Raw genomic sequence first — 12,791 nt, 5'->3', positions numbered from 1 at the left:
GAGAGACCATGGCCGAGATGGAGGACACGTTCGATGCGATTGTCGTGGGGGCCGGGCCTTCGGGCAACGCGGCGGCCTATACCCTGGCGAAGGAGGGGCTGAGTGTCCTCCAGATCGAGCGGGGCGAGTACGCGGGCTCGAAGAACGTGCAGGGCGCAATCCTCTATTCCGACGCGCTCGAGAAGATCATCCCGGAATTCCGCGAGGAAGCGCCGCTGGAACGCCACGTGATCGAGCAGCGCATGTGGTCGATGGACGACACCTCGCACACCGGCATGCATTACCGTTCAGGCGACTTCAACGAGGAGAAGCCCAACCGCTACACGATCCTGCGCGCGCAGTTCGACAAGTGGTTCTCGGCCAAGGTCAAGGAAGCGGGCGCGCTGGTCCTGTGCGAGACGACCGTGACCGAACTGGTCAAGGATCTGACCGGTCGGGTCATCGGCGTGCGCACCGATCGACAGGGCAACCCGATCTTCGCGCCTGTCGTGATCCTGGCCGAAGGGGTCAACGGCCTGGTCGGCCAGCGCTCCGGGCTGCGGCCCGAGATCGCGCCCGAAAGCGTCGCGCTGGCGGTCAAGGAGATGCACTTCCTGCCCCGCGAAACCATCGAGGCGCGCTTCAACCTGAAGGGCAACGAGGGCGTGGTGATCGAGGCCATGGGCACGATCACGCGCGGCATGACCGGCACGGGCTTCCTCTATACCAACGAGGAATCGATCTCGGTCGGCATCGGCTGCATCGTCTCCGACTTTGCCGAAGGCGAGGCAACACCGGCCGAACTGCTCGAAGCCTTCAAGGCGCACCCCTCGATCGCGCCGCTGCTCGAAGGCTCGGAAGTCAAGGAATACGCCGCCCACCTGATCCCGGAAGGCGGCTACAAGGCGATCCCGCAGCTGACCGGGGATGGCTGGATCGTGGTCGGCGATGCCGGGCAGTTCGTGAACGCGGTCCACCGCGAGGGCTCGAACCTGGCCATGACGACGGGGCGCATCGCGGCCGAGACCGTGGTCGCGCTCCACCGCAAGGGCGAGGCGATGGATGGCTATACCCTCAAGGAGTACGAGCGGCGCCTCGAAGCGACCTTCGTGATGAAGGACCTCAAGAAATACAAGGGGATCCCCGGGCTGCTCGACGCCAACAAGACGACCTTCTTCGGTACCTATCCGCGCCTCTTCAGCCAGGCCATGCAGACCTGGTTCCGGGTCGATGGGGTCGACAAGAAGACCAAGGAAAAGGCCATCCTCAAGAGCTTTCGCGACAGCCGCAGCCTGCGGGGCCTGCTCGGCGATGCCTGGCGCGTGGCCCGCGCCTGGCGCTGAGGGGACCTCACGTTCTGCCCAACCATGAAAGGAGACGCGCAATGACCGAAATCGCCACCGCTCCCAAGGTCGAGGAGAAGCTGTTTCAGAACCGCTACCTCGTCGACGCCGGCAAGCCCCATATCCGCGTGCGTGAGCACGAAGTGCCCTCGGCCAGCCTGCTGGCGATGACCCGCCTGTGCCCGGCGGGATGCTATGCCGTGACCGAATCCGGTCAGGTCGAAGTGGCCGCCGATGGGTGTCTGGAATGCGGGACCTGCCGCATCGTCACGCGCAAGACGGGCGAAGTGGAGTGGAACTATCCGCGCGGCGGTTTCGGGGTGCTCTACAAGTTCGGATAAAGTCATGCAGAGGCATGGTTTTGTCAGATTACTGTAAGGAAGTCCTGGGGGAGGGCGCTTATTCTCTTGTCGAATCGCTTGGGATTTGAGACGTTTGTCCAAATCAAGACACGTCGAACCACGAAGAGACGCGGGCCCGACTCCGCAAGGGAGCAGTGCCGGAACCGGGAAATGGAGAGGAATGCGCTGACGGCAGAAAGGCTTCCGTCATGGGTACGCATGCATCGACAGTCGCCCCCGCTACGGCCGGTTACTCCGTGAGCAGCTACAGCCGCGGCCCGAGCCACACGCGCGCGGATATCGCGCTGCGCGGCGTTTACGAGATTTCCAAGGTCCTGGCCGTGCCGGGACGGCTGGAGGCGACGCTCACCAACGTGCTGACGCTGCTCTCCAGCTTCCTCGACATGCGCCACGGCCTCGTGACCCTGCTCGACGAGGAGGGGGCGCCCACCAGCGTCGTGGGGATCGGCTGGAGCGAGGAGCGCGCGCACTTGTGGATGGGGCGCCAGCCCGAACGTGCGGTCGCCCAGATCTACGACACCGGGATGCCGGTGGTGGTCCACAACATGGAGCGCAGCGCGCTGTTTCCCGACTGGGCCTTCGATGGGCCGCTGCCGCCCGGCGCGCGGGTCTCCTTCATCGGGGTGCCGATCAAGGACCGCCTGAAAGTGGTGGGCACGCTCACCATCGAACAGATCTGGGACGAGACGACGACGTACCACGCGGCGGATGAGGACGTGCGCTTCCTGACCATGGTCGCCAACCTGATCGGCCAGACGGTGCGGCTGCTCAAGCTCGTCCAGCGTGACCGCGAGCGGCTGATGGATCAGCACCGCCTGCTCGAAAAAGGGCTCGAGGACGGCTCTGCCCGCCGGGCACGCAGCGCCGAGGCCAAGGCCGAGGACACAGACGAGCAGGGGGACATCGTTGGCTCCAGCCCGGCGCTGCGCGAGGCATTGCAGCGTATCCGCCGGGTGGCGCGCAGCCACTCGGCGGTGCTGCTGCGCGGGGAATCGGGCACGGGCAAGGAGCTGTTTGCCCGTGCGACCCATGATTTCAGCCCGCGCGCGAAGAAGCCGTTCATCAAGCTCAACTGCGCCGCGCTTCCCGAATCCGTCCTGGAGTCCGAACTTTTCGGGCACGAGAAGGGCGCCTTCACCGGCGCGGTCGCCCAGCGCAAGGGGCGCTTTGAACTGGCCGATGGCGGTACACTCTTCCTCGACGAGATTGGCGACACCTCGCAGGCCTTTCAGGTCAAGCTCCTGCGTGTGCTGCAGGAAGGTGAATTCGAGCGCGTCGGCGGCACGCAGACGATCAAGGTCGATGTGCGGCTCGTCTGCGCGACCAACCGCAACCTGGAGGAAGCGGTCGCCAAGGGCGAGTTTCGGGCCGATCTCTACTACCGCATCAATGTCGTCTCGGTGCGCCTGCCCGCGCTGCGCGACCGGCGCGAGGACATCCCCCAGCTCGCGCGCGAATTCCTGCGCCGCTTCGACCAGGAACACCACACCGAGCACGAACTGAGCCCCTCCGCGCTCGATGTTCTGGAAAGCTGCTACTTTCCCGGCAACGTGCGCGAGTTGGAGAATTGTATCCGGCGCACCGCCACGCTCTCGCTCGATGACCGGATCGACGCGCGCGACTTTGCCTGCCGCAACGACGAGTGCCTGTCCGCGATGCTCTGGAAGACCGCGGTTTCCGATCCCTTCCCCATCGTCCAGCCGGGCCCGCGCGAGGAGCAGGGCGGCGTGGCCCCCGAGCGCGGGGGCGAGGCCCCGGCCATTCCCCTCCACCGGCGCGAACCGGACCGGGACCTGCCGCTCGACAACGTCAAGGTGAGCCGGGCCGAACTGCTCGATGCGCTGGAAGGGGCGGGCTGGGTCCAGGCCAAGGCGGCGCGGCTGCTGGGACTGACCCCGCGCCAGATCGGCTATGCCATCCGCAAGTACGACATAGAGGTGCGCAAGTTCTGATAATGCCTCTGTTTTCCGGGATTTCCACCGGTTTTGTTAGACAAGTATACATTGGGTTAACCCTTGCTGGATTATCGGGGCGAGGATGGTGAACTCAGGCCCCGAATCGCGTGCTGTGCTCGAGCGACGTGCCGATGCCGCGATCATCGCGGCGGTGGGGTATTTCGTGCTCGCCACGTTCGCCATCCAGCTGACCAGCAAAGGCTACGACGTCGCCACGATCTGGCCCGCCGATGCCATCATCCTGATGCTCCTCCTGCGGGAACCGCGCGCCAACTGGGGGTGGGTCCTGGCGGCCGGATGGGCCGCAAACCTGGCGGCGAATACTGTCGCACGCGGCTGGTCTCCCGTTCTCGTCACCTACGGCGTGATCAACATGGGGCAGACCTTGCTCGCGGCCTGGCTGGTGCTGCGCCACACGCCAAGGTCCGAGATCTTTGCCTCGAACCGGGCGATCTGGCGCTTTGTCCTCTACGCTGGCGGGGTCGCGGTGCTGATCGCCGCGCTTATCGGATCGGCGGTGACGGCCCTGGCCTTTGGCGCGCCGTTTCTCGTTTCGGTCGGCAACTGGTATTTCAGCAATGCCCTTGGCCTGCTGGTCCTCACCCCGTTCCTGTGTGCGCTGTTCGATGGCAGCTATGTGCGCTGGCTGCGCTTTGCCAACCGGCGCGAGATGTGGAGTGCGCTCGGCGGCTACGGGCTGCTGCTTCTGACCACCGCTGCGGTCTTCACACAGTCCTTCGTGCCGCTCCTGTTCCTCCCGATGTGCCTGGTGACCTACCTGTCGTTCCGGCTCGGCCGCCTTGGCACCAAGCTGGGGGTCATGCTGGTGGCCTTCACGGGTCTCGCGGCGACACTCGCGGGTCATGGACCCGTCGCGGGCATGCCGGTGTCTGCGCAGCTTCAGACGCTGTTTTTTCAGCTCTACCTGGGCGCGCTGCTCCTGACCTGCCTCCCGGTCGCCTCGCTGGTGACTTCGCGGCGGCATCTGGCGATCCGTCTGGCCGAACGCGAGGAAGCCTTGCGCCAGGTGCTGGAGAGCGCGGCCACCGCGTGCCTGGGTTTTGACAGTTCGGGCCAGTGCAAATGGGCGACGGGCCCCGTCCAGGCGCTCCTGGGCATTTCGGCCGAGGAGATGATCGGGCGGTCCTGCGAGACGGTCTCGCTGCAGGTCCACGATCTCATGGAAGATCTCGGGAAGGCCTGTCGCAGTCAGGATTTCGGGGCGCAGGGCGCGACCCGGCTGATCGAGTTCTCGCCGATGCGCCGTCCCGCTCTCGTCCTGGAGGGGACTATCGGACTTCTGCGCAAGGGGCGCGCGCATTCAGGCTGGGTGGTGACCTTGCGCGATGTGACCGAACGCCGGGCGCTCGACCTGGCGCTGATCGGCCGTTCCGAGACCGACCGCCTGACAGGCGTCTGCGCGCGCGAGAGCTTCCTCGTCCACCTCGACCGGGCGATGGAGGACGTGGGGCGCCCGATTTCGCTGGCGCTCGTCGATCTCGACAGTTTCCACACGATCAACGACGAGCACGGCCTGGTCGTGGGCGATGCCGCGCTTGTCGAAGTGGCGCGGCGCATCAAGCGCAATGCGCGCGATACCGACGTCGTCGCGCGCCTCGGGGCCGACCAGTTCGCCTTGCTGCTGCGCTGCGACATCCTGACCGCGCGCAGCATCTGCGAGCGTATCGCCGAGGCCGTGCGGCAAAGCCCGGTCTGCCGTGCAGGCGATGTGGCCGTCCTCTCCTCGGTCAGCTGCGGGGTGGTGCAGCTGCGTTCGGGCATGACGCCCGAGGATGCGCGAGGGATCGCCGACACCGCGCTCCAGGACATGAAGCAGTCCGGGCGTAACGGGGTGCGTGTCGCGGCCTGACGGGCAGGACCTGCGGGTGCCTGGACGCGGCCGAGGGCGCTTGCGTCCGGGCCCCGGTGTGATATTCCAAGGTGCGAGGGCCATCCCGGGAAAACAGCCGTTTACGCGCTGTCGCCTGACGGAATGGGGGATACTGCACATGCGGCCGAGGCGGTGTCTGGACGGGTCATGGGGTCGCTTGGGATGAATGCGCCACAGCCATGAGGCAAGAGGACGCCAGTGCCGCGCCGCAGGATCGCTACCGCGCCTTCCTGAGCTACAGCCACGCCGACGAGCGGGAGGCGGGGCGCCTGCACCGCTGGCTCGAGAATTACCGCATCCCTGCTCGCCTTGTCGGCTCTGAAACGCCGCGCGGTCGCGTGCCCCGGCGTCTTGCGCCGATTTTCCGCGACCGGGCCGAACTGCCGGCGGCGAGCAGCCTTGATTCCGAGGTCGAGAAGGCTCTGGCCGGTTCGGCCGCGCTGCTTGTGCTGTGTTCGCCCGAGGCGGCGGCCTCGCGCTGGGTCAACGCCGAGATTGCCCTGTTCCGGCGTCTCCACCCCGAACGTCCGGTGATCGCCGCGCTGCTGCGCGGAGAACCCTCGGAGAGCTTTCCGGCCGCGCTTGTCATGCCGGGCCGCGATGGCAAGGTGCGCGAGCCCATCGCCGCCGACTTTCGGCCCGACAAGGACGGGCGCCAACTCGCGCGCCTCAAGATCCTGGCCGGCCTGTCGGGCCTTGCTCTCGATGAAATTATTCAGCGCGATGCCCAGCGCCGGATGCGCCGTGTGATCTCGATCACGGCGCTGGCCTTCGCTCTTGCTCTAGTGATGGGCCTCATGCTGGTGTTCGCCATAAGGGCGCAACGCGAAGCGGACGAGCAACGCAGGCAGGCCGAGGGGCTGATCGAGTTCATGCTGACGGATCTGCGCGAGAGGCTGAAGGGCGTGGGCAGGCTGGACGTGCTGGAAACGGTCAACGCGCGCGCGCTCGACTATTACGCCGAGCAGGCCGATCTCGATGCGCTGCCTGTGGATTCGCTCGAGCGCAGGGCCCGTATCCTGCACGCCATGGGCGAGGACGATCATCGCCGCGGCGACGTAGAGGGCGCCGTTGCCAAGTTCCAGGAAGCTAGCCGCGCCACGGCCGCGCTGCTGGCGGCGGCACCGGACGATCCGTTGCGGATCTACGGCCAGGCGCAGAGCGAGTTCTGGGTGGGCTACGCGATCTTCATGCGCAAGAAGCCGCTTCAGGCCTTGCCGCACTTCACGGCCTACAAGGCTCTTTCGCAAAAGCTGGTGCAGCTTGAGCCAGACAATCCCGAATACCGCCATGAGCTGGCCTACGCGCAAGGGAACCTGTGTTCGGTCGGCCTGGACGAGGCGGGAAATCCCGATCTCCTGCCGGAATGTCACGAGGCTCTGGAGACATTGCTGCGCGTGCATGCGATGCAGCCGGACAATCTGGAGGTCACGCGCGATCTGGCCAATCGCTACGCCTGGTATGCCGATGCGCTGCTTCGGCAGGGGCGCGAGGAAGACGCGCTGGACCAGCGCCAGAAGCAATTGGAAATCTCCCGGGACCTGCTCGATACCGATCCCAAGAATGCGACCTATCGCCAGGCCTGGATGCTGGCGATGAATTCCACCTCGCGGCTGCGCCATGCGATGGGATTTCGCGCGATGGCCCAGCGCATGCGCAGCCGGGCCCAGGAGGAACTTGATCGGCTGATTGCCTCAGACCCGGAAAATCATGACTGGAAGGTCTGGAAGAAGCGCTTTTCCGAACCCTGGCCACAGGCCGGCTCGGACTAGCGAGTGCGTCAGAGCAACGCCTTGCAAGAGACTGCTGCAGGAGAGAAAGGAAGAGCTGCGATGTCGACGATAAACTACAAGCAATATGGGCTGGCCCCATTCTTCGATAGCCTGAGCCTGGAGCAGAGCGCGCGCTCTGTCGTGTACAAGGTCACGCTTGCGGTCCGTGAGGGACAGGTCGTCCTGTCCTGCCGCGATGCCGACACCGGAAAGGACTACATCGCGATCACCGAAGACTGCTACGTGACGATCCAGCTGGATGGCGATCAGCTCTTCTTTTCCGATGCCTACGAGGCGATCACCACCAAGGAGGAACTGTCGTCCTATTACGGTGGGCTGGTCTACGCGGACTACGACAAGGCTTACGGCCGCTACAAGACCGTCCAGTTCAAGGCGCGCTTCAACGCGGGGGGCAAGTACGGCACGATCCATCCCTTCAACATCAACGTCGATCTCCTCCAGGAGGATGCGAAGGGGAACCGTCGCTGGACCGGCATCGCGATCGATCCCGACATCACCAATCCGCCGCCGATCGACGGCTGAGGTAACGGCAGGGCCATGTTTCCCACTCTACTCACCCGCATCCGCCAGACGGCCCGCAACGGCGATACGTCAAAGGCGTGGCACATGTTCGAGGAGGCCGGACTTTGCGAGGACTCTTCGAGTGAGGTTCTCGCTCTCAAGGGGCGTCTCCTGAAGGACCGGTCGCTGCGCTGCCGGGGAAGAGCGCGTCTCGCTCTTGCTCGGCAGGCCGCAGCGGCCTACCGCGCCAGTGCAGGTGAGCGACGTGCCACTTATCCTTTGATCAATGCTGCAACGACGGCATTTCTGTGCGGGGACGTGATTGAGGCCCGGGAGGACGCACGGCGCATTCTCGCAATTATTGAGAGTGGTGACTACGAGCCGGAAACCGGCTTCTGGCTGAATGCGACAGTCGCAGAGGCTCGTTTGCTCCTAGGGGACAAACACGGAAGCCGGGAGGCTCTGCTCGCGGCGCTGGCGTCCGCGCCACAGGCCTGGGAGGACCGCGCCGCCACCATTCGCCAGTTTCGGGAGATTCTTCAGGCTACTGGCGACAGCTTCGAGATGCTGGACGGGCTCTCTCCTCCGGCAACTCTGCATTTCAGTGGAATCATGAATCTTACGGGGCACGAGGACGAGGTCTGTGCCCAGATCGGAAAGGCTCTGCACGAGATCGGGCCAGGTGCGGCCTATGGCGCGCTGGCAGCCGGGGCCGACATCTTTATTGCGGAAATGGCGCTTGAGCTTGGCATCCAGCTGCATGTCGTATTGCCTGGATCACTTGAGCAATTCCGCGCAACCTCCGTGGCGCGATTCGGGCGTAGCTGGCTGCCGCGGTTCGAGGCACTGGTCGATAGGGCCGATAGCCTGATTGACCTGCCCGAACAGGGAGAGGTGACCCATTCCGGAATCATTCAGGCCACCGCGATTGCGATGGGCCTCGCGATACGCCGGGCCAATCAGTTGGCGACCGATGCCGTTGCGCTTCACGTGGGGCGCAGTGAGGATGAGCTGGCGCTGGCCCTGTCTTGGTGGAAGGAAAGTGGTCGCACAATCTACCAAGTCCGTCGGGATGTCCCGCGCGGCGTACCCTTTGAGACGGTCGGCGTCGGGGCCAGCCGCGCGATCCTGGCCTGCGATCAATCGTTTCCCGATCGGCCCGGTCGCTGCGGAGATACCTGGCAGACCGAGGAGGGCTATTGGTTGCGTGCCTTCGACGACGTGCTTGAGGCGGTGCGCTATGGGCGTGAGATCCTGTCCTGCCAGACCGGGGCCCGCCTTGGCCTCGACTACGGTACCATGGGCTCGGAAATCTCGCTTGAGGTAGCTGGCCAGAGGGCGATCTACTTCGCACGAGCGGCGCAGGGCAACGACATCTGCGGAGCCTGGCCCCACGTCTGCGTGTTCGATGTTCTCGATCCGGAGGTCCGCTTCGAGCCATCCGGTGAGCTCGTTACTCCCTTTGGTGACATTCCGATCGCGCGCTATTCGCCACTGCAACCGGAGTAGGTCTCGGGCCGACGCCCCAGTTTCTTTCCTGGCATGGGCGAGATGGTCAGCAGATCAGTTCTTCGATCATGCGAGCGGAATGAATAACGAGTTTCTCCTCATCGCGCGAGATGATGCCGCGGCGGACCAGGACGCCAATGGCGCGCGAAGCCGTTTCGCGTGTCGTATTCGCCGCCAGCGCCAGCGAGGTGATTCGTGGCGGCGGCGCGATCGCCTGCGAGGTCTGAGCCAGTGCGAGTAGTTCGGCGTAAACCCGGCCCGCTGCGGAATAGGTGGAGCGTATGACCATCTGGTCCAGTATACGGTCGAGTTGTCGGGCGAGGAGGCGGGCCATGCCAGTGGCCAGCTCAACATTCCTGTCGACAGCGTTGGCAAGTCGCACGGTCTCGGTACCGAGGAGGAGTGAACGGGTGGCTGCGATGATTTCGGCGCGGTGTTGCGTCTCTGTCGGGTAGGCTCCGAAGAATTCGCCAGGTCCATAGTGCGAGAGCTGCTGGATCTGTCCGTTTACGCCGAACGCATCGACACGGATTGCGCCATTGATGACGATCCAGCACATTTTCGAGGGGGCGCCCTGGCTGGCGAGAACCTGCTTTGCCACGAGCTTGCGCGCAGAGAAGATCGGCGCGAGCTCGCGCGCCACTGTAGCACTGCAACGGAACACCGCCTGGACGACATCTTCGATTTCGTCTTCGGTCACGTTGGGGTGGCTCCGTCCGGCGATCTGTCTTCAGCTGGCACCTATGTTTTGATCTGCGCCGAAATTCCAGAAAATTCAACTAGGGTGTCCGGCCGGCGTCAAGTGTGATCTGGATCACGGTCGCCGCGCAATATTTGGCCTATGAGGGTTTTGCGACCCGAAGGTGGCTCTGCTTGAGCAACCTTTTTTACTTGGCCCGGCGGCTACGTGCTGCCGGGCCATTTTTTGTTTGGCTTGTCTGCTTGACGCGTGACGCCCATCGTTCACCTCCCAAGCTCACCTGCGGAGAGGTGCGTGACCTTCCAGGCCACGGGGGGAAGGGCGGAATATTCGCATGCGCAGCAATCGGTCGCTTGTACAACAATGCCGCCCACGTTCCTTCGCGAACGATGCGATTCTTGCGATGCGCTTGAAACCTGAAGAAAGTCCGGTGGTCAGCGCCCTACCTTCCGGCAACCGCTTGCCGAAGCCGGAAAACGTTCGGGCGCTTTGCAATGCGGGATGCAACGCGACTATGCCACTGAACCGGTTCCGACAGGGGGTGGGGGCTGCGGGCTCCTGCCAGCCTAAGGTGTCAAATACTGTTTATCTTGACTTGGTCTATGGGGTCGACAATTTATCTTGTGCAATTGCAGCATTGGGGCGTTGACTGATTGCGTCTCAGGCTGCCAATGCTGCACCGGCTAAGGATGTTGCGCCGTGTTGCCTTCAACCTTCGATGGTGTAGCTAGAGTAGGTTCTCTTAGAATGAAGATTGCTGTTTTCGGGTTGGGGTATGTGGGGCTGTCCAATGCAGTTCTTCTTGCGCAACATCAGCATGTCGTCGCCGTCGATATTTCGGCAGAGCGTGTCGCGATGCTCAATGCCAAAAAATCGCCGATCGTTGACGCGGAAATCGAGGACTTCTTGAAGACGCGATCATTGGATCTCGTCGCGACGCTGGATCCCGAAGAGGCGCTGGCCGAGGCTCAATACGTTGTCGTCGCGACGCCGACGAACTACGATCCTGAGACGAACAAGTTCGATACCTCCTCCGTCGAAGCTGTCATTCAGATGGTCTTGGACGCGAAATGCGATGCTACAATCGTGGTCAAGTCGACGGTGCCTGTCGGGTTTGTGCAGGAGGTCCGGACCAAGTACCAGACCTCTCAGGTCATCTTCAGCCCGGAATTCCTGCGCGAAGGTCGCGCGCTCTACGACAACCTCTATCCCTCGCGCATCATCGTGGGCGAGCGCTCGCAGCGGGCATCCACCTTTGCGGACCTGCTTGTGGAAGGCGCCTTGAAGGAAGAGATCGAGGTTCTTTTTACGGACGCCGAGGAAGCCGAGGCTATCAAGCTTTTCGCGAACACCTATCTTGCGATGCGAGTGGCTTTCTTCAACGAACTGGACAGCTACGCCATGGCCCGTGACATGGATGCGGGGCAGATCATCAACGGTATCGGCCTCGATCCGCGCATAGGCTCGCACTACAACAATCCCAGCTTCGGCTACGGCGGCTATTGCCTGCCCAAGGACACCAAGCAGCTTCTCGCTAACTATTCCGAAGTCCCGCAGAACCTTATTCGGGCCATCGTGGATGCGAACCGTACGCGCAAGGACTTCCTTGCCGACCGGATCATCGCGCGCAATCCGAGCAAGGTCGGCATCTACCGGCTGGTGATGAAGGCGGGCTCGGACAACTTCCGCCAGTCTTCGATCCAAGGCATCATGAAGAGGATCAAGGCCAAGGGCATTGAGGTCGTCATCTTCGAGCCTACGATGAAGGACGAGAGCTTCTTTGGCTCGCGCGTGATGCGGAATTTCGATGAGTTTGCGCAGGATTGCGATGTCATTATCGCGAATCGCATGACGCCGGATATCACATTTGTGAAGGACAAGGTCTTTACGCGAGATATCTTTGGTTCGGATTGAAGCTGATCGCGGCGAACGCTGTGTACCTGTTAGAGTCCGAGTGAGATGCGAGTGAATGATATGCCTGTGAATGAGAAGACTGCTCCCGCTCGGCGCTGTTTCGGCGACTTTGAAATCGATTGCCTTTCGCGCGAGGGGCTGGTCGATGCATGTCTTGAAGATATCGCTTCGGGGGATGGCCGCACCAAGACGGTGATGGACGTCAATGGCCACGGCCTTTCGCTCGCGCGCACCGACGAGCGCTATCGCGAGATGGTCGGCCAGGCCGACATCATCCATGCCGATGGCGGATTTCTTGTCACGCTTTCGCGTTGGTTCGACGGAGCCGCGATTCCCGAACGTTCGGCCACCACGGACATGCTGCACGACTTCGCCCGCCGGTTCGAGCAGACCGGCCACAGCTTCTATCTTCTGGGCGGGAGCGAGGAAGTCAACGCGCTTTGCGCTGCCGAACTTCGCCGCCTCTATCCTCGGTTGCGCATTGCCGGGCGACGCAATGGATATTTCAAGCCGGAGGACGAGGCGCAGATTGTCGCTGAGATCAACGCGGCGAAGCCTGACGTCGTGTGGCTCGGCCTGGGTAAGCCCAAGGAGCAGGAGGTCGCCCTGCGCTGGCGCGATCAGCTGCAGGCAGGATGGATCGTGACCTGTGGCGGCTGTTTCAACTATGTGACGGGACACTATCCGCGCGCGCCGGAGTGGATGCAGCGCAACAACATCGAATGGATACATCGCCTGGTGACGAACCCGCGCAAGCTGTTCTGGCGATATGCGGTGACGACACCGCATGCGCTGTTCGTTGCGCTGACGCGACATTGAGGGCAGATTTCGAGACCGGAGGGTC

10 protein-coding genes are annotated in these 12,791 nt (G+C 63.4%); 9 read left to right on the top strand and 1 reads right to left on the bottom strand.

Annotated elements, in window-relative coordinates:
• The first annotated feature begins 8 nt into the window (after nt 1–8).
• The 7 genes from LC060_RS08635 to LC060_RS08605 all read left to right on the top strand — a co-directional run bounded on the left by LC060_RS08635 (nt 9) and on the right by LC060_RS08605 (nt 9,333).
• Nucleotides 9–1,322 (top strand): FAD-dependent oxidoreductase, encoded by a 1,314-nt coding sequence (locus tag LC060_RS08635; protein WP_084592051.1) that lies wholly within the window; start codon nt 9–11, stop codon nt 1,320–1,322.
• A gap of 41 nt (nt 1,323–1,363) precedes the next feature.
• Nucleotides 1,364–1,663 carry a ferredoxin family protein gene (locus LC060_RS08630; protein ID WP_039390877.1) on the top strand — a complete coding sequence of 100 codons (300 nt, stop codon included), beginning with the start codon at nt 1,364–1,366 and terminating at the stop codon, nt 1,661–1,663.
• A 209-nt stretch (nt 1,664–1,872) separates the two neighbouring features.
• A complete protein-coding gene (nifA, locus tag LC060_RS08625; protein ID WP_226634540.1) occupies nt 1,873–3,636 on the top strand; it encodes a nif-specific transcriptional activator NifA in 1,764 nt (587 codons plus the stop codon).
• A 115-nt stretch (nt 3,637–3,751) separates the two neighbouring features.
• The gene (locus LC060_RS08620; RefSeq protein WP_226634537.1) at nt 3,752–5,509 is read left to right on the top strand and encodes a diguanylate cyclase domain-containing protein; all 1,758 of its coding nucleotides are present in this window, start codon (nt 3,752–3,754) and stop codon (nt 5,507–5,509) included.
• A gap of 200 nt (nt 5,510–5,709) precedes the next feature.
• On the top strand, nt 5,710–7,302 hold the full coding sequence (locus LC060_RS08615) for a toll/interleukin-1 receptor domain-containing protein (protein ID WP_226634531.1): 1,593 nt from the start codon (nt 5,710–5,712) through the stop codon (nt 7,300–7,302).
• Between the two features lie 60 nt (nt 7,303–7,362).
• Nucleotides 7,363–7,845 carry a nucleotide synthetase gene (locus LC060_RS08610; RefSeq protein WP_226634529.1) on the top strand — a complete coding sequence of 161 codons (483 nt, stop codon included), beginning with the start codon at nt 7,363–7,365 and terminating at the stop codon, nt 7,843–7,845.
• 15 nt (nt 7,846–7,860) lie between these two features.
• The gene (locus LC060_RS08605) at nt 7,861–9,333 is read left to right on the top strand and encodes a TRAFs-binding domain-containing protein (protein WP_226634527.1); all 1,473 of its coding nucleotides are present in this window, start codon (nt 7,861–7,863) and stop codon (nt 9,331–9,333) included.
• A gap of 46 nt (nt 9,334–9,379) precedes the next feature.
• Here the strand turns inward: LC060_RS08605 and LC060_RS21030 are convergent, their stop codons facing one another.
• Nucleotides 9,380–10,033 (bottom strand): Crp/Fnr family transcriptional regulator, encoded by a 654-nt coding sequence (locus LC060_RS21030; protein WP_226634526.1) that lies wholly within the window; start codon nt 10,031–10,033, stop codon nt 9,380–9,382.
• 747 nt (nt 10,034–10,780) lie between these two features.
• On the opposite strand from LC060_RS21030, the gene LC060_RS08595 reads away from it, so the two are divergent.
• Both LC060_RS08595 and LC060_RS08590 read left to right on the top strand, forming a co-directional pair.
• Nucleotides 10,781–11,947 (top strand): nucleotide sugar dehydrogenase, encoded by a 1,167-nt coding sequence (locus LC060_RS08595; RefSeq protein WP_226634524.1) that lies wholly within the window; start codon nt 10,781–10,783, stop codon nt 11,945–11,947.
• 195 nt (nt 11,948–12,142) lie between these two features.
• A complete protein-coding gene (locus tag LC060_RS08590) occupies nt 12,143–12,766 on the top strand; it encodes a WecB/TagA/CpsF family glycosyltransferase (RefSeq protein ID WP_226634522.1) in 624 nt (207 codons plus the stop codon).
• Nucleotides 12,767–12,791: the final 25 nt, after the last annotated feature.

This window comes from Novosphingobium profundi, from assembly GCF_020524485.1.
Lineage (GTDB): Bacteria > Pseudomonadota > Alphaproteobacteria > Sphingomonadales > Sphingomonadaceae > Novosphingobium > Novosphingobium profundi_A.
Note: the sequence above shows the minus strand (reverse complement) of the source record. Positions and strands in the feature narration are given on the sequence as shown.